General features: G+C 29.8%; 27 protein-coding genes. All 27 read left to right on the top strand.

Features of this window, described 5'->3' with window-relative positions; all coding sequences use genetic code 11:
- The 27 genes from CLOCEL_RS11125 to CLOCEL_RS11000 all read left to right on the top strand — a co-directional run bounded on the left by CLOCEL_RS11125 (position 1) and on the right by CLOCEL_RS11000 (position 25,539).
- Positions 1-783: an energy-coupling factor ABC transporter permease gene (locus CLOCEL_RS11125; protein WP_010076814.1), complete on the top strand. Its 783-nt coding sequence runs from the start codon at positions 1-3 to the stop codon at positions 781-783.
- Positions 783-1,100 carry an energy-coupling factor ABC transporter substrate-binding protein gene (locus tag CLOCEL_RS11120; protein ID WP_010076815.1) on the top strand — a complete coding sequence of 106 codons (318 nt, stop codon included), beginning with the start codon at positions 783-785 and terminating at the stop codon, positions 1,098-1,100. The genes CLOCEL_RS11125 and CLOCEL_RS11120 overlap by 1 nt, the downstream gene beginning before the upstream one ends.
- Before the next feature lie 57 nt (positions 1,101-1,157).
- Positions 1,158-1,922 carry a cobalt ECF transporter T component CbiQ gene (gene cbiQ, locus CLOCEL_RS11115; RefSeq protein WP_010076816.1) on the top strand — a complete coding sequence of 255 codons (765 nt, stop codon included), beginning with the start codon at positions 1,158-1,160 and terminating at the stop codon, positions 1,920-1,922.
- A gap of 86 nt (positions 1,923-2,008) precedes the next feature.
- Entirely contained in the window at positions 2,009-2,845 is an 837-nt protein-coding gene (locus CLOCEL_RS11110; RefSeq protein ID WP_010076817.1) for an energy-coupling factor ABC transporter ATP-binding protein, read from the top strand.
- Positions 2,846-2,883: 38 nt separating this feature from the next.
- Entirely contained in the window at positions 2,884-3,939 is a 1,056-nt protein-coding gene (cobD, locus tag CLOCEL_RS11105; protein WP_010076818.1) for a threonine-phosphate decarboxylase CobD, read from the top strand.
- A gap of 20 nt (positions 3,940-3,959) precedes the next feature.
- Entirely contained in the window at positions 3,960-5,456 is a 1,497-nt protein-coding gene (locus tag CLOCEL_RS11100) for a cobyric acid synthase (RefSeq protein WP_010076819.1), read from the top strand.
- Positions 5,457-5,984: a cob(I)yrinic acid a,c-diamide adenosyltransferase gene (locus CLOCEL_RS11095; protein ID WP_013291730.1), complete on the top strand. Its 528-nt coding sequence runs from the start codon at positions 5,457-5,459 to the stop codon at positions 5,982-5,984.
- Between the two features lie 39 nt (positions 5,985-6,023).
- The gene (locus tag CLOCEL_RS11090; protein ID WP_010076822.1) at positions 6,024-6,662 is read left to right on the top strand and encodes a precorrin-8X methylmutase; all 639 of its coding nucleotides are present in this window, start codon (positions 6,024-6,026) and stop codon (positions 6,660-6,662) included.
- A gap of 8 nt (positions 6,663-6,670) precedes the next feature.
- On the top strand, positions 6,671-7,396 hold the full coding sequence (gene cobS / locus CLOCEL_RS11085; protein WP_010076823.1) for an adenosylcobinamide-GDP ribazoletransferase: 726 nt from the start codon (positions 6,671-6,673) through the stop codon (positions 7,394-7,396).
- A gap of 13 nt (positions 7,397-7,409) precedes the next feature.
- Positions 7,410-7,985, top strand: coding sequence for an alpha-ribazole phosphatase (gene cobC, locus CLOCEL_RS11080; RefSeq protein WP_010076824.1), 576 nt, complete (start codon positions 7,410-7,412; stop codon positions 7,983-7,985).
- 190 nt (positions 7,986-8,175) lie between these two features.
- Positions 8,176-9,231 (top strand): nicotinate-nucleotide--dimethylbenzimidazole phosphoribosyltransferase, encoded by a 1,056-nt coding sequence (cobT, locus tag CLOCEL_RS11075; RefSeq protein ID WP_010076825.1) that lies wholly within the window; start codon positions 8,176-8,178, stop codon positions 9,229-9,231.
- A 17-nt stretch (positions 9,232-9,248) separates the two neighbouring features.
- On the top strand, positions 9,249-10,421 hold the full coding sequence (hemA, locus tag CLOCEL_RS11070) for a glutamyl-tRNA reductase (RefSeq protein WP_010076826.1): 1,173 nt from the start codon (positions 9,249-9,251) through the stop codon (positions 10,419-10,421).
- A gap of 111 nt (positions 10,422-10,532) precedes the next feature.
- On the top strand, positions 10,533-10,952 hold the full coding sequence (locus tag CLOCEL_RS11065) for a precorrin-2 dehydrogenase/sirohydrochlorin ferrochelatase family protein (protein WP_013291729.1): 420 nt from the start codon (positions 10,533-10,535) through the stop codon (positions 10,950-10,952).
- A 198-nt stretch (positions 10,953-11,150) separates the two neighbouring features.
- Positions 11,151-12,053: a hydroxymethylbilane synthase gene (gene hemC / locus CLOCEL_RS11060; protein ID WP_010076828.1), complete on the top strand. Its 903-nt coding sequence runs from the start codon at positions 11,151-11,153 to the stop codon at positions 12,051-12,053.
- Positions 12,053-13,582, top strand: coding sequence for a uroporphyrinogen-III C-methyltransferase (gene cobA, locus CLOCEL_RS11055; protein ID WP_010076829.1), 1,530 nt, complete (start codon positions 12,053-12,055; stop codon positions 13,580-13,582). The genes hemC and cobA overlap by 1 nt, the downstream gene beginning before the upstream one ends.
- Positions 13,575-14,537, top strand: coding sequence for a porphobilinogen synthase (gene hemB, locus CLOCEL_RS11050; protein ID WP_010076830.1), 963 nt, complete (start codon positions 13,575-13,577; stop codon positions 14,535-14,537). Before cobA ends, hemB begins: the two co-directional genes overlap by 8 nt.
- 11 nt (positions 14,538-14,548) lie before the next feature.
- Positions 14,549-15,817, top strand: a complete 1,269-nt coding sequence (gene hemL, locus CLOCEL_RS11045; RefSeq protein ID WP_423200083.1) for a glutamate-1-semialdehyde 2,1-aminomutase — start codon at positions 14,549-14,551, stop codon at positions 15,815-15,817.
- Positions 15,814-16,428, top strand: a complete 615-nt coding sequence (locus CLOCEL_RS11040) for a histidine phosphatase family protein (RefSeq protein ID WP_010076832.1) — start codon at positions 15,814-15,816, stop codon at positions 16,426-16,428. Before hemL ends, CLOCEL_RS11040 begins: the two co-directional genes overlap by 4 nt.
- 314 nt (positions 16,429-16,742) lie before the next feature.
- On the top strand, positions 16,743-17,873 hold the full coding sequence (locus tag CLOCEL_RS11035; RefSeq protein WP_010076833.1) for a glycosyltransferase: 1,131 nt from the start codon (positions 16,743-16,745) through the stop codon (positions 17,871-17,873).
- A 36-nt stretch (positions 17,874-17,909) separates the two neighbouring features.
- Positions 17,910-19,322 carry a glycosyltransferase family protein gene (locus tag CLOCEL_RS11030; protein ID WP_010076834.1) on the top strand — a complete coding sequence of 471 codons (1,413 nt, stop codon included), beginning with the start codon at positions 17,910-17,912 and terminating at the stop codon, positions 19,320-19,322.
- Positions 19,315-20,022: an SGNH/GDSL hydrolase family protein gene (locus tag CLOCEL_RS11025; protein WP_010076835.1), complete on the top strand. Its 708-nt coding sequence runs from the start codon at positions 19,315-19,317 to the stop codon at positions 20,020-20,022. Before CLOCEL_RS11030 ends, CLOCEL_RS11025 begins: the two co-directional genes overlap by 8 nt.
- A complete protein-coding gene (locus CLOCEL_RS11020; RefSeq protein WP_010076836.1) occupies positions 20,000-21,274 on the top strand; it encodes an O-antigen polymerase in 1,275 nt (424 codons plus the stop codon). The genes CLOCEL_RS11025 and CLOCEL_RS11020 overlap by 23 nt, the downstream gene beginning before the upstream one ends.
- Complete coding sequence (gene murJ, locus CLOCEL_RS11015) at positions 21,261-22,799, top strand: murein biosynthesis integral membrane protein MurJ (RefSeq protein WP_010076837.1); 1,539 nt, start codon at positions 21,261-21,263, stop codon at positions 22,797-22,799. Before CLOCEL_RS11020 ends, murJ begins: the two co-directional genes overlap by 14 nt.
- 74 nt (positions 22,800-22,873) lie before the next feature.
- The gene (locus CLOCEL_RS11010) at positions 22,874-23,854 is read left to right on the top strand and encodes a Gfo/Idh/MocA family protein (RefSeq protein ID WP_010076838.1); all 981 of its coding nucleotides are present in this window, start codon (positions 22,874-22,876) and stop codon (positions 23,852-23,854) included.
- Between the two features lie 2 nt (positions 23,855-23,856).
- Positions 23,857-24,126, top strand: a complete 270-nt coding sequence (locus tag CLOCEL_RS21995) for a Gfo/Idh/MocA family oxidoreductase (RefSeq protein ID WP_010076839.1) — start codon at positions 23,857-23,859, stop codon at positions 24,124-24,126.
- Between the two features lie 28 nt (positions 24,127-24,154).
- On the top strand, positions 24,155-24,775 hold the full coding sequence (locus CLOCEL_RS11005; RefSeq protein ID WP_010076840.1) for a Gfo/Idh/MocA family oxidoreductase: 621 nt from the start codon (positions 24,155-24,157) through the stop codon (positions 24,773-24,775).
- Positions 24,772-25,539: an acylneuraminate cytidylyltransferase family protein gene (locus CLOCEL_RS11000; RefSeq protein WP_010076841.1), complete on the top strand. Its 768-nt coding sequence runs from the start codon at positions 24,772-24,774 to the stop codon at positions 25,537-25,539. Before CLOCEL_RS11005 ends, CLOCEL_RS11000 begins: the two co-directional genes overlap by 4 nt.
- The last annotated feature ends 2 nt before the right edge of the window (positions 25,540-25,541 follow it).

Here is a 25,541-nt window from a genome sequence, read left to right as displayed (position 1 = left end):
ATGAAATTAGGTGAAAGTATGAAAAAAAATGCAACATTATCAGTAAAAATTATTGCTTTTTTAGGGGTTTTAATCTTTACTGTTATGCCAGTTGCTAATGCAATGCATATAATGGAAGGCTATTTATCGCCTAAGTGGTGTATTATTTGGGGTATCCTTGTGCTTCCATTTTTAATAAAGGGATCTTTAAATGTTAAAAAGGTCGTTAGTGATGATCAAAGAATTAAATTGCTCTTTGCTATGGCTGGTGCCTTTATATTTATTCTATCAGCTCTAAAACTTCCATCATTTACCGGAACTTCCTCACATCCAACTGGAATTGGCTTAAGTACCATATTATTTGGACCAGCTATAACAACAGTTTTAGGTGTTATCGTGTTGTTATTTCAAGCATTACTATTAGCACATGGTGGAATATCAACTTTAGGTGCTAACAGTTTTGCAATGGCTGTTATGGGACCATTAATGGCCTATGGAGTTTATAAAATACTTCAAAAAATTAAAATACCACAAAACATAAATATATTTTTTTCAGCAACAGTTGGAGATCTTTTTACTTATTGTATTACTGCAATTCAGCTTGGTATAGACCATCCATTAGAGTATGATGGAATTTTTGCGTCTATCGAAAGGTATTTAGGTGTATTTGCTATCACACAAATTCCAATAGCTATTGCAGAAGGAATATTAACAGTTCTTATTTTTAATGTCATAGCTAAATACAGCAGTAAAGAGTTGGGGAAATTAGGTATATTAAATAATAGTGAGGAGGCAGAGCTATAATGAAAAAAAAGTCAGTAGTTTTGTTAATCCTACTATTGGTGCTAATAATCTCGATACCAGTAGTATTTATAAAAAACAGTGAATTTCAAGGAACTGATACTGTTGCAGAAAACATGATTTCTCAAACAAATCCTGACTATAAGCCTTGGATAAAGTCAATTTGGAAACCACCAAGCGGTGAAATGGAGAGTTTTATATTTGCATTACAAGCTGCTATTGGTGCGGGGGTTATAGGTTATGGTATTGGTTATATGAGAGGCATTCATAAAACACAAAAAAGTGAAAAGAAGCAAGACCAAAATAAAGAAATTCAATGAAAACTAATTACAAACAAATTTAGTTAACAAATATTTTATAGAAAGTAAGAAGAAGTTATGAATATTATTGATAAATGTGCAAATGATTCAAAACTTAGAAATATAGAAGCTACTCCTAAGATTTTTTTTGGACTAATACTCTTATGTATCTGTTTATGTGGTAATAAATTATTTTTGTCATTAACTATTTTTGTAACAATTACGTTTATTACTATAAAAATCTCTGGAGTAAAAATGGAAACTTATTTGAGGCTATTAAGAATTCCTTTAATTTTTCTGATTATCAGTATAGCTACAGTATTGATATCTGTAACCAGAAATCCAATTGGCATAGTGAATATTCGTTTTAGTAGCTATTTTCTATCAATATCAAGAGAGAATCTCATTTTAGGCTTCGAGTTATTTTTCAAAGCTTTAGCTTCTGTAGTTTGCTTATATTTTATTTCTCTTACAACTCCTTTATTTGAAATAATTCACTTTTTAAATAAAATAAGAATTCCTAAATTTCTTACTGAGATAATGCTTATAATGTATAACTTCATTTTTATTTTGCTTGAAGCTATGGAAACTATCAGATGTGCTCAAAATATTAGGCTTGGGTATAAAAATTTAAAAACCAGTTATAACTCAACAACAATGCTTGCAACTAGTTTATTTATTAAGGCATTTAAACATTCAGAGGATCTATATAATTCCATGGAAGCACGTTTATTTAATGGCGAAATCAGATTGTTAAAGATTAATAAAATATGTCCTATAAGCTATTATATTTTTGCTTTTGGATATTTAATTTCTATTTTACTAATTGCAAAGTTGTCTTAATTAAGTAAGATAATTAAGCTAACATAGATAGAGTGATTTTTTCTATGGGATTTTTATTTAAAATAGAGTTTAGAAAGGAGCGGATTATGGAAAAATTAATAGAAATTGAAGAACTTGAATATGAGTATTCTGATGGAACTAAGGCTCTAAAAGGGATTGACTTTTGTATACATAGAGGAGAAAAGTTAGCCATCTTAGGATCCAATGGTGCTGGGAAATCCTCTTTTTTCTTAACTCTTAATGGAATCAATAAACCTTCCAAAGGAAAAGTTTTATATAAAAACGAGCCTGTACAATATAATAAAAGGTACCTACAAAAATTAAGAAAGAATGTAGGTATAGTGTTCCAAGATCCTGATAACCAAATATTTGCACCAACGGTTTATACAGAAGTAGCTTTTGGACCATTAAATCTAGGGGATACAGAAGAGGAAGTTATTAAAAAAGTAGATGAAGTATTAATTAATTTAAATATAGAAAAGCTTAAAGAAAAAACACCTCATTATCTTAGTGGTGGTCAAAAAAAGAAGGTAACAATAGCTGATGTTTTAGTTATGGATCCAGAACTTATAATTTTTGATGAGCCTACTGCTTCACTAGATCCTTGTAATTCAAAAAATCTATATCGTATTTTAGAACAATTACATGCTTTAGGGAAAACAATTATTTTATCAACCCACGATATGGATTTTGCTTATAGTTGGGCAGATAGAATTGTGGTGTTTCATGATGGAAGAATAATTGGTGACAACAATCCCTATAAAATATTTAATGACGATAATTTAATAGAAGAATCGAAGTTATGTAAACCTAAGATTTTTGAAATATACAAAGAACTGTCAAAGTATAACTTGATAAATGAAACTGAATGTTATCCAAAAACTTTAGAAGAATTGAAGCTAGTAATTAGCAAGGATAAATGAAGAAATATTTATAACATTTAATCAAAAGGAGATCATCAATGTTGCATGGTGGAGATATATATACAGCAGCTTTAGAAGCTGGTATGAAAGAAGAAGATTTGATAGATTTTTCAGCGAATATAAGCCCTTTTGGCATACCTAAAAATGTTGAAGATGCTTTGGTTAGAGGTATAAAAAAGGCTATAAATTACCCTGATCCTTTGTGTAGAAAGTTAAAGGAAGCTATAAGTAGAACTGAAGATATAGATACAAAATTTATAGCCTGTGGAAATGGAGCTGCTGACGTTCTTTATCGGTTAGTTTATGGAGTTAAGCCAAAGAAAGCTTTAATACCAATTCCAACTTTTTTAGAATATGAAGAAGCCTTTAACGCTGTAGAAACAAAAGTTGAATATTACATAATGGACAAAGATTTTGAAGTAAAAGAAAACTTTATCGATAAAATTTCAGAAGATATAGATATGATAGTAATCTGCAATCCAAACAATCCTACAGGGCTTGTAACAAAAAAAGAATTACTTATAAGAATCCTTGAAAAAGCAAAAGCTTGCAAATGTCTATTACTAGTAGATGAGTGTTTTTTAGAGTTTATAGAAAACTATGAAGATTTTTCTATGAAAAAATTTATTTCTGAATATGATAATTTATTTATATTAAAATCTTTTACTAAGTTGTATGCTATCCCTGGAATTAGACTTGGGTATGGAATTACAGGTAACTTAGGAATAGTAGCTAAGGTAAACAGTTCGGGACAAGCTTGGTCTGTTAATAGCTTGGCTCAGGAGGCTGGAATCGAGGCTTTAAAAGAAGATAAATATAAAAATGATGTTAAAGAATATGTAAAAACTCAGAGAAGTTATCTTTTAGAGAATCTAAAAAAGCTAGGATTAAAGGTTTTTGATTCAAAAGCTAATTATATATTGTTCAAAGTAAGTAGCAATATAGATTTAAAGAGTAAGCTTATAAAAAAGGGAATAATGATAAGAAGCTGTAGCAATTATCCAAACATGAATGAATCCTATTATAGGGTTGCTGTGAAAAAATCTGATGAAAACGAAAAATTAATAGAAGCATTAAGAGAAGCATTAAAGTAATAAAAGCAAAGGTGATAGAGATGAGTGCAAAAGCAATAATGATACAAGGTACAATGTCTAATTCAGGTAAAACCTTTATAACTGCTGGTTTATGTCGTGTATTTATGCAAGATGGATATAAGGTAGCTCCATTTAAATCTCAGAATATGGCTTTGAATTCATACATAACCTCGGATGGATTGGAGATTGGAAGAGCTCAAGCAATGCAGGCAGAAGCTGCCGGTATAGAACCAAAGGTAACCATGAATCCAATTTTATTAAAGCCAACAAGCACTATGGGTTCACAAGTAATTGTCAATGGTGAAGTAATGGGCAATATGAAGGCAAGTGACTATTTTAGAAATAAAACAAATTTAATTCCAGAAGTGAAAAAAGCCTATGATTCTCTTACGGAAGAATATGATATCATCGTTATTGAAGGTGCAGGAAGTCCGGCGGAAATTAATCTTAAAGAAAATGATATTGTAAACATGGGTATGGCTAAAATGGCCAATGCTCCAGTTCTATTAGTGGCAGATATAGATAGAGGCGGTGTCTTTGCATCGGTTTATGGTACTATAATGTTACTGGAAGAAGAAGAAAAGAAGATGATGAAAGGCGTCGTCATAAATAAATTTAGAGGCGATGTTGAAATATTGAAGCCTGGTCTAGATATGCTTGAAGAAAAGGTACATGTACCAGTTGTTGGTGTTGTTCCTTACGAAAGTATTTATATTGATGATGAAGATAGTTTATCAGAAAGGCTTACAAAGTATTCAATTAAAGAAGGTATAGACATAGCTATCATCAAATTGCCTCATATATCAAATTTTACTGATTTCAATGTGTTAGAATTATTTAAAGAAGTTTCGTTAAGATATGTAAGAAATAAAAGTGAATTAGGGAAGCCTGATTTGATAATTTTACCAGGTACCAAGAATACTATGGCGGATCTATCTTATTTAAGAGAAAGTGGACTTGAGGGAACTATTTTAAGATTAGTCAATGAGGGAACTAAAATAATCGGAATATGTGGAGGGTTTCAAATCTTAGGGAAAGAACTTCATGATCCTTTGAATATTGAACATGGCGGTTCAATGAGAGGAATGGGACTTTTAGACATATCAACAACCTTTGAAAAAAGCAAGGTCAGAACAAGAACTAGAGGCTATTGGGCTAAAACTGAAGACATTTACGAAGTTTATAATAAAGAAATCTCTGGTTATGAAATACATATGGGAGGAACAAAAAATCTAGGGACTGCAAAAGCCATTATCACATTAGAAGATGGAAGAATAGATGGATACGGAAATGAAAATCTTAGTGTTTGGGGATCTTATCTTCATGGAATCTTTGACAACGAAGAATTGACTAAGAGTATAATTAAAACATTAATGAATGAAAAAGGCATAACATCAGAAGAAAACAACTTAAGTCTTAAAGACTACAAAGAAGAGCAATATAATAAGTTAGCCGATTTAATAAGAAATTCCATAGATATGAAAAAAGTATATGAAATATTAGAGGAGGGTGTTTAGATGAAAGATTCATGTGTTCACATTTATTGTGGTGATGGAAAAGGAAAAACTACTGCAGCAATGGGATTATGTATAAGAGCCGCTGGTAGTGGTAAAAAAGTTGTAATTTATCAGTTTTTAAAAAACAATACTACTAGCGAGATTGATAGCTTAAATAGAATTCCTAATATAACGAGAATTGAAGGTAAAGATAAAATGAAATTTACCTTCACTATGACAGAAGAAGAAAAAGAAGAGTTAAAAAATTACTACAATGAAAAGTTTAAAGAAATAGTAGATTTTGTACAGAAGACCAATGCAGAACTTTTATTTTTAGATGAAATAATTTATGCAATTCTAAATAACGTTTTTGAGGAAGAAAATCTTATAGAATTCTTAAATAAAAAGCCAAAGACTTTAGAAGTAGTATTAACAGGTAGAAATCCTAGCGAAGAATTAATTGAACTAGCTGATTATGTATCAGAAATAAAAAAAATCAAACATCCTTTTGAAAAAGGCATTCCAAGCCGTAAAGGAATAGAAAACTAACCTAAATAAAAGGTTATTATAGGAAGGTAAGTTTAAATAATGCTTAATAAAATTGAAATTGTCAAACCAAATGAAATAGAAAAAAGAAGCTTTGAGATAATTACTGAAGAACTAGAAGGAAAAACATTTCCTGAATATGAAGACTTAGTTGTAAAGAGGGTAATACATACCACTGCAGATTTTGATTATGTCGATAACTTATGTTTTTCAGAAGATAGTGCAAAGATTGCCATTGAAGCTCTAAGAAATGGTGCATCAATCATTACAGACACCAATATGGCTGCTTCTGGTATAAACAAAAAACGTTTGGAAGCATTAGGTGGTACTGTTAATTGCTTTATGGCTCACGAGGATGTAGCAAAGGAAGCTGAAAAAAGACAGGTTACTAGAGCTGCCGTTTCTATGGAACGTGGTTCTCAGCTTAAAGGAAAGATAATATTTGCTATTGGAAATGCCCCAACAGCTTTGATTAGATTATATGAACTCATAAACGAAGGAATAGTCAAACCAGAATTAATAATTGGAGTTCCTGTAGGCTTTGTAAATGTAGTAGAATCTAAAGAACTTATAATGAGTACAGAGATTCCATACATTGTATCAAAGGGCAGAAAAGGTGGGAGCACAGTTGCAGCAGCAATATGTAATGCTTTAATATACCAAGCAGATAAGATAAGGTGATAAAGACGATGATTAAATCACTAATATTAACAATTCAATTTCTCACAAGAATACCTATTAATATAAATATTGATATAAAAGAAAATGATATTTCTAAAGGTATAATTTATTTTCCAATAGTCGGTGTGATTCTTGGAGCTTTTGATTTGATTGTATATAATTTAGCAGGATATGTAGTTCCAGGTTACTTTCAGATAGTATGCGCTGTTTTAGCTTACCTATGCTTAACAGGAGCATTTCATATTGATGGATTAGCTGACACTGCTGATGCAATATACTCCTCAAGAAAAAAAGAAGTGATGCTTGAGATTATGAAAGATAGCAGAGTGGGAACTAATGGTGTAATAGCTATTATTTTTGATTTGATATTAAAAATTCTTTTGATATCAGTATCGAGAAATATACCTATTGCCATTTTTCTTTCGCCCGTGGTTGGTAAACTTGTTCAACCTATATTAATGTATAAAGCTAATTATCCACGTGAGAATGGCCTTGGGAATATTTATATAGGTAAAGTTACTCTATTAAATTCTGCTATATGCTGTATTTTAGGAACTTTAATAACAACTATCGGTGTTAAAGTTATAGGAATTATAGCTACCCTAGGTTGTTTATTCTTTATATTCTTATTTAGGAAATATATTGAGAAAAAAATCGGAGGCATTACTGGTGATATTTTAGGGGCTGGCTCAGAGTTAGCAGAAGTACTATTTTTATTGATTTTGGCGATTTAAAAAGGAGCTTACAGTGAAATTATATTTAGTTAGACATGGTGAAACAGAATGCAACAAAAAAGGTGTTTACATGGGATCAACTGACGTACCTCTCAATGAAACAGGAATAAGGCAAGGTGAAATTTTAAGGGAAAAGCTTAAAGATGTGAGATTTGATAAAATAATAACTAGCCCATATTCTAGAGCATATAAAACTGCTGAAATTATTGCACAGGAAAATCAAATTGAAATTGACAATAAGTTGACAGAAATAGATTTTGGTGTTTTTGAAGGGTTAAGCTATAAGGAAATATCAAAAAAATACCCTAAAGAAGTTAGTTTCTGGAGCAAAGATTGGATTAATGTAGCACCACCACAAGGTGAAAAATTTATAGATTTTTATAATAGAGTTGTAGAAGCTACCAATACAATAGTAAGTTATAATAAAGACATATTGATAGTTTCTCACGAAGGTCCATTAAAAGTTTTGATTTCAAGTATGCTAAAGTTACCTATTGAAGGTTTTTGGAATTTTAGATTTAATCATGGTTGTTATAGTGTTCTTGAAATTATAGACAATCACCCTGTAATAAACGCTATAAATATATAAGATCCAATAATGTTTATATCTTGATTTGATAAGTTGTTTTATGTTGATTATAAGATTTCTAGAGGTAAAACTAAGTGATAAAGCCTAATCGTACACAGTAAATCTATGTGATTACTAAAAAACAATGTACACTATGAAGATTATTTATTAAAATATATAATACGGAATAAAAATTATCGAGGTGATGGGTGTGAAGCTATATGAAGCTATAGCACAAATAGAAGAAATAGATAAAGGAATGATAAGAGCCTGTGAATCACGTTGGGACAAGCTTTGCAAACCGCTTAATAGTCTTGGTCGTTTAGAAGAATATGTGTCAAGATTAGCAGGTATATATAGAACTTTAACTCCAAAGGTTGAAAAAAAAGCTGTATTAATTATGGCAGCAGATAATGGCGTAGTTTCAGAAGGAGTTACTCAAACTGGTAGTGAAGTTACTGCTCAAGTAGTCCGAAATATGGCAAAGGGAAAATCAACAATTAACATTCTTTCAAAGGTAGCATCAGCAGAAGTTATTCCCATAGATATAGGAATACTTGAAGATGTCGAAGAAGATAATGTGATAAAGTATAAAATAAGAAAAGGTACCGATAATATAATTAATGGGCCAGCTATGACAAGAGAAGAAGCTATAAAAGCAATTGAAGTAGGAATAAAAGTTGTTGGTGAATTAAAAGACCAATATGATTTATTTATAACTGGAGAAATGGGTATAGGTAATACAACTACAAGTAGTGCCATTGCTTCTGTTATGTTAGATACTAGTGTAGAAACTGTAACAGGTAGAGGTGCTGGATTATCCACAGAAGGACTTAAAAGAAAAATTCAGGTGATAAAAACCGCCCTAGAAGTAAATAAACCATTAAAAGAAGATCCAATAGATGTCCTAGCAAAGGTTGGAGGATTTGATATTGCAGGGTTAGTTGGCTGTTACCTTGGGGCTGCATTGTATAAAAAGCCAATAATTATGGATGGTTTTATAACTACCATTGCAGCATTAATTGCTGTTCAATTACAACCTAAATGTAAAGATTATATTTTTGGATCTCACGTATCAAAAGAACCAGCTGGAAGAATGCTTTTAGAAACCTTAAATATTGAAGGTGCTTTGGATCTATCTATGGGCATGGGCGAAGGAACTGGAGCGATAATCGCATCAAATTTATTTGATTACGCCCTAAAAGCTTATTATGAGATACCCTCTTTTGATGATGCATTAATTGAAGAATATACGCACCAAATATAATGAAAAAGGAGCCTATTATGAGTATAGGAATAATTAGTATAAGTCATAAAACAGCACCAGTTCATATAAGGGCTTTATTATCTTTTAATCAAGAGGAACAAAGAGATTTTATTAAGGAAGCAGTGGATTCTAAGATTGTTGATGAATGTGTATTAATATCAACCTGTAATAGAACTGAAGTATGTTTTAGCTCAAAATCCGAGAATATCAATTATACTATAGATTCTATTCAAAAATTTCTTGCATCTACGAAAAATATTGAAATGAAAATTTTAATGAAACACTTTAGAGTGTTTACTGATAGAGCCGCAATTACTCATCTTTTCAGAGTAGCTTGTGGAATAGATTCTATGGTTATCGGTGAAGATGAAATTTTAGGACAAGTTAAACAAGCTTTTAATACTTCAAAAGAAGTTAATTGCACTAGTACAATCTTTAATGTCTTATTTAGAGAAGCTATTACAAATGCAAAAATAATAAAAACTCAAACCCTGCTCTCGAAGATTCCTGTTTCTATAGGAACCTTTGCTGCAAATGCCGCTTTAGATTTTATAGAAAAGTCTGAAGATAAGGTAATAATGATAATTGGAGCTTCAGGTAAAATCGGGGGAACGGTTTTAAAGAACCTATGTAATTGTAAAGCTAATAAGATTATTGTAACTACTAGAAACCATAATAGCTTTAAGGATACATGTATAAAATATCCTTTTATTGAGATGATAAACTATGAGGAACGATATAAATTCATAGATAGAGCAGATGTAGTGATAAGTGCTACTTCTAGTCCGCACTATACTTTAACAAAGGAAGAAGTTGAAGAAAGATTTATAACTCTAAAAGACAGATTATTTATAGATTTAGCAGTACCAACAGATATCGATGGTAGAATCAGCACTATTGAAAATTCTACTCTTTATAATATAGATTACTTTAATAAGCTTTCTAAAGAAAATAATGCTAGAAAACTTAAGGAACTTGAAGCTGCTGATATTATAATTAATGATGGAGTAGATAACTTTGAAAAATGGCTTATATTTAGAGAATTTATGGGCGATATGGACAAGATATCTAAGGTTTTTAAAGACCATTCCATTGAAAATATAATTTATTCAATAAGAGATAATTCAAGTAAGGAAGAATTGGAAACCTTTATAAAATGTATTTCAAGAGCAGTAGAGGATTTTCAATAGTTCTTTATTACTAATAGTAGGCTAAAGAACATATACAAAAACAATTAAACAGAGTAATGTTTTTTATTTTAAGAAGGCTTTAAAATATCATCTTAGATTAAGGAGAACGAAATGGCATATTTTCCTTTGTTTGTTGAGTTAAAAAATAAAATCGTTGTAGTTTTCGGTGGTGGACCCGTAGCTTATAGAAAGATAAAAACACTTTTAAATTTTGAACCACAGATAAAAGTTATTTCACCAAAGTTTTGTCAGGAACTAAAAGAAGTTAGTGATAAGATTACTCTAATAGAGGGTAGTTACGATGATAAGTATTTAAAAGATGCATTCCTTGTAATTGCTGCTACAGATGCTGAATTCATAAATAAAGAAATAGTTAATGTATGTAACGAAAAGGGGACAAATGTGAATTCTGCAAATCAAAATCAAGAGGGATTTTTATTTCCTGCTGTAGTTAAACGTGGAGCTGTAATTGTAGGCATTACTTCATCTGGAGGAAGCCCTAGTCTGTCAAGAAAACTAAAAAAGACATAAAAGAGTTAATTCCAGATTTTTATGAAAAAGTATCTGATCAATTATTAAACTATAGAAATTTTATTAACTCTACTGTTAAAGATGAGTCTAAAAGAAAGAAGATACACAAGGAATTACTTATTTTAGCGCTTCAGAGGGAAGGAGATATAAAAGAAATCGATGTATTAAAAATCATTGATAAATATTAAGGAGAAAAAAATGAAGAAGATTATAAGAATTGGCACAAGGAAAAGTAAACTAGCCTTGATGCAAACAAATATAGTAATTGATGCTATTAAGAAAAAACATCCTGAAATCAATTGTGAAGTAGTAGAGATGAGTACAAAAGGAGATGAAATATTAGATAAATCTCTCCTTAGCTTTGGTGGAAAAGGTGCCTTTGTATCAGAATTTGAAAAGGCTATAAAAAGTGGTGAGATAGATTTAGCTGTTCATAGTGCAAAAGATATGCCAATGGATCTTTTAACTGGCCTTAAAATAGTAGCTGTAACAAAACGAGAGGATCCAAGGGACGTACTGGTTACAGCCAATAACAAGGATACTATAAATGATTTTAACAAAACAAATAAGTTAATAGGTACTACTAGTCTTAGACGTAAACTACAAATCAAGAGGCTTCTAAATAACGTAGATACTAAGGATTTGCGGGGAAATGTTCAAAGAAGGTTAGAAAAGTTGATAAGTGGTGAATACGATGGAATAATTTTAGCAGCTGCAGGATTAAAAAGGCTTGGATTATTAGATGATGAAAGAATTAATCTGAATTATTTATCCGTTGAAGATTTTATACCTGCTGGTGGACAAGGAATTATTGCAGTTGAAGGAAGAGCTGAGGAGGAGTTTAGTTTTTTAAAGGATAGCATACATAATGAAGAAGCAATGTATTCTTTAGAAGTTGAAAGATATGTAATGAAAAAGCTTAATGCTGGTTGTAATGAACCTATTGGAGCCTACTCTTTTATAGATAAAGATACAATATTCTTGGACATTATTTATGAGCATAATGGAAAAGTTTCTAGAAAAAAAGGAAGCGATTCTATAGAAAATCGATTAAAACTTACAGAAAAACTTGTAGAGGAAATATTACAGGAGGTGAAGTGATGAAGAAAAATGGCAAAGTATACCTTGTTGGTGCAGGACCTGGAGATGTAGGATTACTAACGATTAAAGGAAAAAAACTTCTTGAAGAATGTGATACAATTATATACGACAGGCTAGTATCATCAGATATGATTAATTTTGTAAACGAGAAAGCTAATCATATCTATGTAGGTAAAGATGTTGGCAAACATGCTATAAAGCAGGAAAAAATAAATGAAATTATTGTAGAGGAAGCATTAAAAGGTAGGAATGTAGTAAGATTAAAAGGTGGGGACCCTTTTGTCTTTGGAAGAGGCGGAGAAGAAATTCAAGAATTAATTAAAAATGAAATTCCCTTTGAAGTTGTACCAGGAATAACTTCAGCAATAGCAGTCCCAGAATATGCAGGCATTCCTGTAACCCATAGAGGAGTAAGTACCTCTTTTCATGTAATAACAGGCCACAGATATGAAAACGAACAAGGTGATTATTCTGATTTGGAAAAAGAGCTAAAAATTTTAGCTAAAGTTAAGGGTACTTTGGTATTTTTAATGGGTATTGGAAATCTAAAGTTTATTGTAGATACACTTGTACAAAATGGTAAATCGCCAAATACACCTATAGCAATAATAGAAAAAGGAACAACAATTAATCAAAGAGTTACTAAAGCTGAGCTTATTACCATTGTTGAAAAAGCAAAGGAGAAAGAGATAAAAGCTCCAGCTATCATGGTAATTGGAGATGTTGTTAATTTAAATTTTATCACAGATAAAACGGAAGTGCTGGAAGGTAAGCGAATAGGTATTACAGGAACTCCAAAAACAACGGAAAAGCTTCAGAAGGAAGTCGAGAAAATAAGAGGGAAAGCCGTTAATCTAAGCTTTAGTAAGGTTTGTGAGTTTCAAGATAACACAGAACTTATTAAGGCTTTAAAGCATTTAAATGATTATAATTGGCTTGTCTTTACCAGTCCAAATGGAGTGGATATATTTTTTAAGAAAGCTAAAGAGTATCTTGTTGATTATAGAAGTTTTTCAAAGGTGAAATTTGCAGTAGTAGGAGATGGCACCGCTGAGGTACTTAAAAATAACGGATTCATAGCAGATTATAAACCAGAAAAATTCACGACAAAATCCTTAGGCGAAGGTCTTAGTAATATAGTTTTACCAAATGAAACTGTCTTATTATTAAGAGCAGAGGAATCTTCAGAAGAATTAACTGACATTTTAGATGGAAGAAAAGTAAAATATCAAGAAATTAAAACATATTATTTATCTAAAGATTTTGAAAAAAGAACAGAACTCCTTAATGAAATAGATTATTTAGATTATCTAGTATTTTTAAGTGCATCAGGAGTGAATGGTTTTTATGAAAACCTAGATACTAAGTATTTAAATATATTAAAAAATGTACAGATTATTTGTATAGGTGAAATGACAGCTAAAACTTTAGAAAAATATAATATAAAAAACTATATTATGCCGAAGAAATATTGTGTTAGTGGAATAATAGAATTATTAAAAGAGAAGGAAGGCATAAGCGATGAATAGAACAAGAAGATTACGATCTAGTGATAATATAAGAGCTTTAGTAAGAGAAACAGAAGTTAATATTAATGATCTTGTTTATCCTTTTTTTGTAATTGAAGGAGACAACATAAAAAATCCAATCAATTCCATGCCAGGAATTTATCAATATTCCTTGGATAGAATCGGTGAACTTTTAGATGAAATAGTAGAATCTGGGGTGAAAACAGTTTTATTATTTGGAATACCATTACATAAAGATGAGGTTGGTAGTGAAGCATATAATCCAGATGGAATAGTTCAAAAGGCTATAAGAATAATTAAAGAGAAGCATAAGGACCTTGTAGTTATTGCTGATGTATGCTTATGTGAATACACTTCTCATGGCCATTGTGGACTTATAAAAGAAGAGGCTATTGTAAATGACGATACTTTACCTTTATTAGCTAAAATGGCAGTTACTTGTGCTGAAGCTGGAGCTGATATTATCGCACCATCGGATATGATGGATGGTAGAGTTGCGGTAATTAGAGAAGCTTTAGATAACAACGGCTTTAAAGATAGAATCATTATGTCATATAGTGCAAAGTATTCTTCAGGATATTATTCACCTTTTAGAGAGGCTGCTGAATCAGCACCGAAATTTGGTGATAGAAAAACTTATCAAATGGACAGTGCTAACAAAACTGAAGCAATAAGAGAAGTTCTTTATGATATTGAGGAAGGTGCTGACATTGTTATGGTTAAACCAGCACTAGCATATCTTGATATAATTAAAGTCGTAAGTGATGAAGTAAACGTTCCTGTAGCTGCCTATAATGTTAGTGGAGAGTATTCAATGGTAAAAGCCGCAGCTATGAATGGATGGATAGATGAAAGAAAAATCGTTATGGAAAATCTCCTTGCTATAAAAAGAGCAGGAGCAAAAATAATAATTACATATCATGCACTTGATGCAGCAAAGTGGATAAAGGAATAGAGAGTATGAAAATAGATAAATCATTAGAGTTTTTTAAAAAAGCACAACAAAATATACCTGGTGGAGTGAATTCACCTGTTAGAGCTTTTAGAGCTGTTAACAGGACTCCTTTATTTATTGATCATGCAAAAGGTTCAAAGATATATGATGTAGATGGAAACGAATATATCGATTATGTCTGTTCTTGGGGTCCCAATATTCTTGGACATTGTAATGAAGAAGTACAAGAAGCAGTAATCAAAGCTGCAATGAAAGGGATGACCTTTGGAGCACCAACAAAAGCAGAAATTGATCTAGCTGATTTAATATGTGATACAGTTCCATCAATAGAAATGGTACGCTTAGTGAGTTCAGGAACAGAAGCTGTTATGAGTGCTGTTAGAGTCGCTAGAGGTTATACTAAGCGTGATAAGATTATAAAATTTAAAGGATGTTACCATGGGCACTCTGATGGTCTTTTAGTAAAAGCAGGTTCTGGTGCTTTAACAGAAAGTATTCCTGATAGCTTAGGAGTTCCGAAAGATTTTGCTGATAATACATTAATAGCACTATACAATGACAAAGAGTCTGTTGAAAAGCTTTTTGATACCTATAAGGGCAAAATTGCAGCTGTAATTGTTGAGCCTGTAGCTGCGAATATGGGCGTAGTATTACCAGAGGAAGGTTTTTTAGAATTTTTAAGAAATATAACTTTGAAAAATGATTCACTTTTAATATTTGATGAAGTGATTACAGGTTTTAGATTAGGATTAGAAGGTGCTCAAGGTTTATACGGAATCAAACCAGACTTAACTACTTTCGGAAAAATAATAGGCGGTGGTATGCCAGTTGGCGCTTATGGAGGACGTAAGGATATAATGAGTCTTGTTGCACCACTTGGTCCAGTATATCAGGCAGGAACACTTTCTGGAAATCCAGTAGCAACTGCTGCGGGAATAAAGACAATTGAAATTTTAAAAAGGAATCCTAATATATATAAAGAACTTAATATAAAAGCGGATATTATAAAAAATACCATAGTTGAAACTACCTCACGAAAAGGACTGCCAATACAAGTTAATAGCATTGGTTCACTACTATGTACATTTTTCACTAAAGATCCAGTGAATAGCTATGATTCAGCATTAAAATCAGATACAATAGCTTATTCTTACTTTTTTAGTAAAATGTTAGACAACGGTATTTATCTTGCACCATCACAATTTGAAGCGATATTTTTATCAGCTGCTCATAGTGATGAAGATATAAAAAGAACTTGTGAGGTTATAGAGAATATATGAAAACTACTGTACTACTAATTAGACATGGAAAAACAGAGTGGAACAATTTTGGTAAAATACAAGGTTGCCAAGATATAGATTTAACAGAGGAAGGCTTATTACAAGCAGATGCACTGAAAGAGCGATTAAAGGATGGATTTGATTGTATATACAGTAGTCCTCTTATAAGAGCGAATAAAACAGCAAAAATTTTAGCAGACTATAACCAGAAGGAATTACATTTAGAAGATGAATTGAAAGAAGTGAATTATGGTGATTGGCAAGGTCTAACTTATAAAGAAATTGAAGAGAATTATCCAGAGCTTTATCACAAATGGCATAATGGTTTGGAGGAATGTCCAATTAGTGGTGGAGAACTAAGTATTGGAAATGCAGCATTGCGTGCTAAGAAATGCATTCTTAATATAGTATCAAAAAATAAAGGGAGTACTATTGCTATAGTTGCTCATGGGGGAATAATAAAGGCTGCTCTTATAGGAATTTTTTCTTTAGGCTTTAATATGTACCATAAAATTGCTATGGACAATACTTCAATTACTAAATTAGTTTTTGATACAGATTTAAAACCTTTTTTAATTACTTTAAATGATACATGCCACTTAAATGAGTAATTTAAGTAAGAGTAATATATAAATAAATTAGATGCTAATTATTTGTATATTACATTGAAATATTTTGAATGTTTTAAGACATATAATTTTTAAATATATGTATAATACAATTCAAACCAATAAAACCAATTAATTCACAATTTCTTCATACTCTAGTACATATATTTAAAATGATTAATAAAATATCCTTCTTTAATAGGAACATAAATATTTATTTGATTTACATAATAATAAAATGTTACAATATACTAGTTGATTTAATGATAAGTTTAAATTAATACAAATCTAGTATTAAATTTTAGGTGGTGTGCAGTATGAGATTGGCATTAGTTCATGATTGGTTACCATTTATGGGAGGGGCAGAAAGGGTATTAACAAATTTTCTTGAGTTATATCCCGATTCGCCAATATATACTATTCTATGCAATAAAGGCAAATTAGATCCTCCTTTGAGGGATGCAAATATTATAACTTCTTCTTTGCAGAAAAAAAACAAGGAAATAAAAAACCACAGAAAATTATTTCCATTCATGCCTACAGCAATTGAGAGTTTTAATTTAAATAATTACGATGTGGTTCTAAGTAGTAGTTCTAGTGTAGCAAAAGGTGTTATAACTAAACCTGAAACTTTACATATTTGTTACTGTCATTCTCCAATGAGATATGCATGGGAGTTTTCACATGAATATGCAGGTAAAATGGTAGGGAGAAGCAAGCTATTAAACAAAATACTCAATTATTTTTTATCTGCAATGAGGGTGTGGGATAACGCTTCAGCAGATCGAGTTGATTATTTTATTGCTAATTCCCAAAATGTTGCACGTAGAATAAAAAAACATTATAGACGTGATTCTATAGTAATTCATCCTCCAGTAAGATGTAGCCTGTTTAATATCTCGAATATTGATGAAGAATATTTTTTAGTTGTATCTAGACTTCAAGAATATAAAAGAATAGATTTAGCAGTGAAAGTCTTTAATACTTTAGGGTTACCATTAGTTGTAATAGGTGATGGACCGGATAGAGAAAAACTACAATCTATGGCCAAAGATAATATAAAATTTTTAGGCCGAGCATCAGATGAAGTAATTAAAGAATACTATGCTAAATGTAGAGCTTTTATATTCCCAGGTGAGGAGGATTTCGGAATAACCCCTCTTGAAGCTATGGCTAGTGGGAGACCTGTTATTGCTTACGGTAAAGGTGGTGCTTTAGAAACTGTAGTTAACGGGAGAACAGGTGTGTTTTTTGAAGATCAAACAGAAGAATCTTTAAAAAATGCGTTGATACAGTTTGAAAAAATGAAATTTGATAAAAATGAAATTAGAAAACATGCAGAAAGTTTTGATGAGGAAATATTTAAAAAGAAAATTGAAAATTTCATCGAAAATAAATATAAAGAGTTTAATGCTATTAATCCAGTGAACGGTGTTAATAATAACTAATTATATTATTATTGGAATGCAGAAAGGAATTACAGAATGAACTTAGCGTTTATTACATGTTTTGAGAAAACACCAATTTTTTATAAAATATCAGAACAATTAAAAGATAATAATAATATATTTTGGATAAGTCCCTCAAGCTATTATATAAAACAGTTACTAGATAACGGGGTAACTACTGACAAAATATTGTATTTAGACCTAACTCAAGCAAATAATTACAATGTTTCTAAAGAAGATTTGGAATTTGTAGAAGATATGCAGATTAAAACTGGAGTTAGTTTTAATTCTGTTTATTATATGGACAGAATTATTTCAAATTGGGATTATGAAAAAGCCCTTAGATATTTTACTTATGTAGTTTGTGAGAGTTCTAAGTTTATAGACAAACATAATATAAAAATAATAACTAGTGAGATAACAGCTGCTCATGAAGTGTTAATCTCATTAGTATGCAAATATAAACGAAAATTATATGCTGTCCCACAAACTATTCGAATGCCATCTGAAAGGTTTGCTTTTTTTGATGGAATCGAAATATCAAAAGTAATTCCAGTAGAAAGCGAAATATCAAATGATTCTTTGGAAAACATTTGTAAAAAAATATATGACATTGTTACTGTAACAAAAGAAAAACCTTTTTACTGGAACCAACTAATTAAAATACCAAAGTATGATCTTAAGTTTGTAAAGCGATGCTTTATTAAACTTAATGAATCTATTAGGCTAAGTAAGAATGATGCCTCGGTAAAACCCTTAAAATACCAATTATTCGTTGAAAAAAAATATTTGAAGCCGTTTAAGTCTTTTATATTGAATAGAAAGAATTTGTTTAGTAAACCGGATTATTTGAATGAGAAATACATAATTTTCACTTTACATAAACAACCAGAATCAAGTGTTGACGTTCTTGGCATAAAATATAATAACCAAATAGAGACTATCAGGAGATTATCAAAATTTGTACCTAGTAATACTAAGATATATGTAAAAGAGCATTCTCTAGCTTTTGGTGAAAGAAATAAAGGATATTTAGAAGAGATATCTAAAATTCCAGGAGTAGTAATGGTTGATCCATATATGGATACGTTAGAGTTAGCAAAACATGCAGAACTTATAGTTACTATAACTGGTACAATAGCCTATGAGGCTGGAATAATGGGGCTTAAGGCAGTAACTTTAATTGATATGTATTTTTCTAAACTTTCTACTGTAAAATATATTAAAAGTGAGAACGATATAGGTGAAGCACTAATGTCAAATGTTGTCCATGATAAGCTTAACGATATAAAGCATATAAAAGAAAATATTCTAAAATATTCTTTTGAAGGATTAGTAGGTGATGCTCTAAATTCTCCTGCTAGTATCAGCGAAAAAAATATATCCAATATGAAATATGCTTTTGAAAAATTAATTAGTTATGTTGAAGGAAATGATAACTATGCTTAAAGTGGCAATAATTTGTGATTCTCATGGATCTGATTATGGATGTGAATCTTATTCGACACGAGTGAAGAAAGATAATACTTTATCTATACATATCAATGTATTTGCTGGAATATCTACAGATAAAATACTTAACCAATTACAATTAGACGAAAACTATGATGTTATTATCTTACAAATAGGTAACCCTGATATACATCCTAGGATGCCTAAAAGATTAATGGCTAAACTTAAGAAAATCGCACCTAAGTTAGCTAAGGATTCATTGTTTTCTATTCCTCCTAAACGTTCATTAAGCTTTTTTCTTAGATATCCATTTTTTATTTTAAGAAGAATAATTATAAAAAGGATGAGAAAGAAAGAGTTCTATGTGACTGAGGATATTTTAAAAAATAATCTTGCAGAAATAATAGCTCGATGCAAATCTAATAGTAATACTTTGTATATAATACCATTGTTTGAAGTGCTAGAACGTATATATGGTGATGATCATAATAAAAAAGCACAAAAAATTAATCAATGGTTATCCAATGAATATCGTAATAATTATATTGATTCCACTGTTTTTTCAAGTGATTTTTATAAAGAATTTTATAACATAGATTATTTTCACTTTAAAAACAAGTATCATGATATAATAGCAAATCTGATTTTAAATAAAATTCATGAGAGAGGTAATTATGAATCTGCTAAAGAAACTTAACTCACCAATCAAAGCAATAATTTTCTCCATGGTATTATGGAGTATTGCGTATATTTTCCACACTCATTCATATACAATAATTCTTAAAAGTAATGGAATATTCATATTAGCGATATATGTAATTGCATTTATTCTGGGTGCTACTTTTTTGAAAGTCATTGAACGAAACAAGGAAAGCCTTGAGGTGAGTCATGAAGGTACATATAATAAGAAGTGGATAAATACATTAATTATATTAAGTATTATTGGCTTACTTACTAAAGGTTATGATTTAATTGTAAACAAAAATTACCTATCATATTCAGGTAGTTCAGATTTCAAAAGTAACTATACTGGGAATAGTTTTAATTTTATAAGTCTAATATCTGCATTACTATTTCCGATGGCTCTATTGCTTCTGTTAGCCTATATCGATGATAAAAAATCTTTTGAAAAAAAACAAAAAATAGCTGTTTGGGCTAACTTTGGTGGGATAATTCTATTCTCTGTAGCAATAGGAACGAGAACTCAAATTACTTTTATAGCAGTAGCTGTATTATTTATTTTCTTTAGTAAAAAATTAAATTTAAGTAAATCAAAAAAAATAAAAATTATTGCTTTTATATCTGTATTTCTTATAGGTTTCTTTTTCTATTCAGTTACAATTTTATCTGATAGATTACAATATCAGAAAAAAAATACATCAGATGCACTTATATATCTAGAGAAGATGCACCATGTGGATCTTGATGACTTTATTTGGAACTTTCTTGACAATAATGTAGTTAGTGGAGAGATAATATATGCAACTGTTAGTTTGAGACATTATCTAATTCATGGTATATATCAATTTCAATTACTTGTAGATGTATTCGATACTGATAATATTGCTTATGGTCAATATCAGTTCAATCCAATATTTAAGGGGCTAAGTTTACTTGGAGTATCCTACAGAACTATAGGAAATATAGAAAATTTCGTACCAGAATCTGGGGTGTATAGCACATTTTTTGGAGATGTATATATTGACTTTGGGATATATGGATTTATATATATGTTCTTTTTGGGAGTTATCTCACAAATGATCTTTTCCAGGAGGAATAATAAGAACTATAAGCTTATGTATTCAATTATATATTCAATTATTTTACATATGTTTTTTATTAATATGATTTCTTACGCCATGGGATTATATTTTATAATTTCCTTTATTTTAGGACTATATATAGTTCCTAAATTTATAAGAGGAGGAATTGTTGTTGAAAAAACATAGGATTTTAAAAGATACTTTCTTGGTAATCATATTAGTTGGACTTGGAAAAGTTTTAGGTTTTTTAAAAGAAATGCTTATAGCAAAACAATTTGGAGCAACCTTTGAATCAGACGTTTTTTTCTTTGCATTTGGAATGACATCAATCTTATTTTCTGCTGTTGGAACTTCCATGGGAACATCCTTTATGCCTATTTATTCAGAAATAAAAATTAAGGATGATAAAAAAACAGCATTAAAATTTCTAAATAAAAATGTGAATATCATACTAATTTTATCAATAGTTTTATCGATGATATGTATTGTTTTTGCAAAACAACTGATAATGATTTTTGCACCAGGTTTTATAAAATTCGGTTCTGACAGAATAAACTTTGCTATCGAAGTTACAAGAATAATGATGATATCGATAATATTCTTAGGTATTCAAAGTATCATTGCCTTTGCACTTAATGCAGAAAAGGAATATAAAACACCTTCTTTTTCTAGCTTAATGTTTAATATTGTTTGCATTTCATACTTACTTGTTTTTTCAAGTAAGTATGGTATTAAAGGTTTAGTATGGAGTGTAGTTTTTGCTTTTTTAATACAAGCATTAGTTCAAATGCCTAAAATTATTAAACACGGATATAGATTCCGAGTTGATTTTAATTTTAAGGATTCATATATTAAAAGAATGTTTATTTTGATGGGACCAGTGATTGTAGGGTCATCTGTTAACCAAATTAACTTAACTATAGATAAAATTATAGTAAGTCTTTTAGGAGAAGGTGCAATATCAAATTTAAACTATTCAAATAAATTAATTATGCTAGTATATGGTATTGTGTCAATTGTAATTAGCAATGTTTTATTTAATGAAATGGTTGAAGCCGTTAATAAAAATGAATTAGTAAAATTAAAAAAAATATTAGTTAATACATTGATTTTTTGCATAATTTTTATACTTCCTATATCCTTTATAATGATAATATTCAGAACAGAAATTGTTAGGGTATTATTTGAAGGGGGCGCCTTTACTGCTGAAGATACGCAAAACACAGCAAAGGTTTTTTTTATGTTAATTCCTACAATGATGTTATTCATTTTAAGAGATTTATTATCTAGAGTTTTTTACTCATTAAAAGATACAAAAACTTCTATGAAAAATGGAATTATGGTTACAATAATAAATGTTATTTTAAGTGTTATTCTATCAAGATACATGGGAGTAGTAGGTGTCGCATTGGCAACTACATTATCAACTTTATTTAGTGTTATCGCTTTAACAATTAGGTTAAATAGCAAGATAGATATTTCATTTGGTAAAGCTCCTTTTATATTTATCTCATCACTTATAAGCTGTTTATTAACTTCTTATATTATAGAAAAAATTTTCAGACTATATATTCAAACAAGTGATAAGCTCAAATTATTTATCTTAATTTGCATTGCTAGTGTATTATTTTTTGTTATCTTCTTTATCATTGTAGCTATAATTAACTTTAAGTTCATAATAAAGAATAAAAGATTGAATAAAAAAAATTAAAGTGAAGATATATCAGTAGAAGACAGTACTTATTTATTGATATATATATTAATATATAAAAATGGAGTGATTATATGAAATTACTTGTTGTTGGACTTGGATCTATGGGAAAAAGACGAATAAGATTATTAAAACAATACTTCGATGAAGTGGAAGTATTTGGAATAGATTTAAGCATAGAAAGAAGAGATATTGTAGAAAAAGAGTTTAATGTCAAAACTTTTGCTAGTATCCAAGATGCAAAAAACAATTTAAAGTTAGATGGAGTAATAATATGTACCTCTCCTTTATCACATCATAAGATTATTATGGAATGCATAAATTATAACTTGAATGTTTTTACAGAAATTAATTTAGTTGCTGATTCTTATGATGAAATTATAAAGCTAGCAAAAGAGAAAAATGTAACTTTGTTTTTATCTTCTACAATGCTATATAGAAAAGAAATAGACTATATATCCACTAAAGTTAAACAATCGAGAAATAAAGTAAACTACATATATCATATCGGACAATATTTACCTGACTGGCATCCTTGGGAAAACTATAAAGACTTTTTTGTAAATGAAAAAAGAAGCAATGGTTGTAGAGAAATTTTAGCTATTGAAATGCCTTGGATATATAAAGTTTTCGGGAAAATTACAAATATCAAAGTAAACAAGAGTAATTCCAGTAGTTTAGAATTAAATTATTATGATACATATCAAATTTTGTTGACCCATGATAACGGCTCCTTAGGTATGCTTTCTATTGATGTTGTTTCAAGAAAAGCTATTAGAAACTTAGAAGTCTTTGGTGAAGATATACATGTTTTTTGGAAAGGTACACCACAATCATTAAGTGAATATGATATTGAAACTAAAAAGGAAAATAATATTGAGACTTATATGAAGGTTGATAAAAACAATAATTACTCAGAAAATATAATTGAGAATGCTTATTTAGATGAACTTAAAACATTTATTGATAAAATCAAAGGTACAAATAACGAAAAATATACTTTTGAAGATGATAAATATGTTTTATCAATTCTTGATCAAATCGAAGGTGTTTAATTATGAAAGTATGTTTCGTTGGTTTAGGATCTATTGGATGTAGACATATAAATAATTTGAAAAGTGTTTCAATGGATAGGCAAATTGATCTTGAGATTCATGCATTTAGAGAAAGTAATAGAATTTTAAGTGAAGAAATTAAACAGTTTATAGATAGAGAAATATTTGAAGCATCTGATTTAGATGATAATTATGATATTGTATTTATAACAAATCCAACCAATATGCATTATGATACCATTAATAAATTTATATTAAAAACCAGTTTTTGATCATAGTAAATATGATTGGAAGCAACTATTGTGTAAAAAGACTAATGATAATGGTATTTACTATGTGGCAGCCCCTTTAAGATATACTAAGGTTCTTGAATCAATTAAAAGAGTTGTAAATGAAAACAAGGTTTATTCTGTAAGAAGTATTTGCTCTTCATATTTACCTGATTGGAGACCAAATGTAGACTATAGAAATATATATAGTGCTCATAAGGACCAAGGTGGCGGTGTTAGTATTGATTGTATTCATGAATTAGATTATCTTTTTCATTTATTTGGATTTCCTTCTAATGCGTATAATGTAAGAGGAAAATATTCTCATTTAGAAATTGACAGTGATGATTTATCTATATATATTTTTAAATACGATGATAAACTTATTGAATTGCACCTCGATTATTTTGGAAAGAATAAAGAACGTACTGTAGAAATATATACTGAAAAAGGACGTTTCATTGGTGATTTTTATAGAAATGAAATTAGGTATCCAAATGGCAAAATTGAATCCTTTGATACTTCACCTAATTATATGTACATAAAAGAACTAGAAACATTTTTGGATATGATAGATGGAAATTCTATTAATGAAAATTCAATAGAACATTCGATAGAAGTTCTTAGATTTGCTGAAGGAGAAATAAAATGAAAATATTATTTACTGTTTGTGGAAGAGCAGGCTCAAAAGGGCTTAGAAATAAGAATTTAAAAACCTTTTTAGGAGATCCACTAATGTACTATACCTTATCCTGTATAGACTTATTCAAAAAAAGAAATAGCAATAGATTTCATATAGATATTGCTATTAATTCCGATAGTCAAGACTTACTAAAGCTTGCTGGTGAAACTAATTTGGATATTTTACAAATTAGAAGAGTTGAAGAGTTAGGAAAAGACGATACACCTAAAGTTAGTGTTATAAGAAATAGTTTAGAGATGGCTGAAAAAGAGAAGGGGTATGGATACGACATAATTGTTGATTTAGATATAACTTCACCGTTAAGGACAATTATAGATTTAGAGAATGCAGTAAATAAAAAAATAGAAAATACTTCTACAGATGTGGTTTTTTCAGTTGTCGAAGCAAGGAGAAATCCCTATTTTAATATGGTAAAAAATGAAAATGGAGTAGTTAGCAAAGTAATTAGTTCAAATTTTGTTGCAAGGCAGCAGGCACCTGAAGTATATGATATGAATGCATCTATATATGTTTATGCAAAAGCATTTCTTATAAACAATGATGTACGTACAGTATTTGATGGGAAAATAGATATAGTTAAAATGACTGATACTGCTATTCTCGATATAGATAGCGAAAATGATTTTGAACTGATGGAGATTATGGCAGAGTATTTGTATAAAACTTACCCTAAATTCAAAGATATAAAGGATAATATAAAAAGTATAGTTTAAAG

The sequence above is a fragment of the Clostridium cellulovorans 743B genome (assembly GCF_000145275.1).
GTDB lineage: Bacteria > Bacillota > Clostridia > Clostridiales > Clostridiaceae > Clostridium_K > Clostridium_K cellulovorans.
This window is presented reverse-complemented; position numbering and strand designations above follow the sequence as displayed.

Bases quoted from the DNA above. Each gene is read 5' to 3' on its own strand.
- CLOCEL_RS11125 (WP_010076814.1), top strand. From the start codon at position 1: ATGAAATTAGGTGAAAGTATGAAAAAAAATGCAACATTATCAGTAAAA.
- CLOCEL_RS11120 (WP_010076815.1), top strand. From the start codon at position 783: ATGAAAAAAAAGTCAGTAGTTTTGTTAATCCTACTATTGGTGCTAATA.
- cbiQ (WP_010076816.1), top strand. From the start codon at position 1,158: ATGAATATTATTGATAAATGTGCAAATGATTCAAAACTTAGAAATATA.
- CLOCEL_RS11110 (WP_010076817.1), top strand. From the start codon at position 2,009: ATGGAAAAATTAATAGAAATTGAAGAACTTGAATATGAGTATTCTGAT.
- cobD (WP_010076818.1), top strand. From the start codon at position 2,884: ATGTTGCATGGTGGAGATATATATACAGCAGCTTTAGAAGCTGGTATG.
- CLOCEL_RS11100 (WP_010076819.1), top strand. From the start codon at position 3,960: ATGAGTGCAAAAGCAATAATGATACAAGGTACAATGTCTAATTCAGGT.
- CLOCEL_RS11095 (WP_013291730.1), top strand. From the start codon at position 5,457: ATGAAAGATTCATGTGTTCACATTTATTGTGGTGATGGAAAAGGAAAA.
- CLOCEL_RS11090 (WP_010076822.1), top strand. From the start codon at position 6,024: ATGCTTAATAAAATTGAAATTGTCAAACCAAATGAAATAGAAAAAAGA.
- cobS (WP_010076823.1), top strand. From the start codon at position 6,671: ATGATTAAATCACTAATATTAACAATTCAATTTCTCACAAGAATACCT.
- hemA (WP_010076826.1), top strand. From the start codon at position 9,249: ATGAGTATAGGAATAATTAGTATAAGTCATAAAACAGCACCAGTTCAT.
- CLOCEL_RS11065 (WP_013291729.1), top strand. From the start codon at position 10,533: ATGGCATATTTTCCTTTGTTTGTTGAGTTAAAAAATAAAATCGTTGTA.
- hemC (WP_010076828.1), top strand. From the start codon at position 11,151: ATGAAGAAGATTATAAGAATTGGCACAAGGAAAAGTAAACTAGCCTTG.
- cobA (WP_010076829.1), top strand. From the start codon at position 12,053: ATGAAGAAAAATGGCAAAGTATACCTTGTTGGTGCAGGACCTGGAGAT.
- hemB (WP_010076830.1), top strand. From the start codon at position 13,575: ATGAATAGAACAAGAAGATTACGATCTAGTGATAATATAAGAGCTTTA.
- CLOCEL_RS11040 (WP_010076832.1), top strand. From the start codon at position 15,814: ATGAAAACTACTGTACTACTAATTAGACATGGAAAAACAGAGTGGAAC.
- CLOCEL_RS11035 (WP_010076833.1), top strand. From the start codon at position 16,743: ATGAGATTGGCATTAGTTCATGATTGGTTACCATTTATGGGAGGGGCA.
- CLOCEL_RS11030 (WP_010076834.1), top strand. From the start codon at position 17,910: ATGAACTTAGCGTTTATTACATGTTTTGAGAAAACACCAATTTTTTAT.
- CLOCEL_RS11025 (WP_010076835.1), top strand. From the start codon at position 19,315: ATGCTTAAAGTGGCAATAATTTGTGATTCTCATGGATCTGATTATGGA.
- CLOCEL_RS11020 (WP_010076836.1), top strand. From the start codon at position 20,000: ATGAATCTGCTAAAGAAACTTAACTCACCAATCAAAGCAATAATTTTC.
- CLOCEL_RS11010 (WP_010076838.1), top strand. From the start codon at position 22,874: ATGAAATTACTTGTTGTTGGACTTGGATCTATGGGAAAAAGACGAATA.
- CLOCEL_RS21995 (WP_010076839.1), top strand. From the start codon at position 23,857: ATGAAAGTATGTTTCGTTGGTTTAGGATCTATTGGATGTAGACATATA.
- CLOCEL_RS11000 (WP_010076841.1), top strand. From the start codon at position 24,772: ATGAAAATATTATTTACTGTTTGTGGAAGAGCAGGCTCAAAAGGGCTT.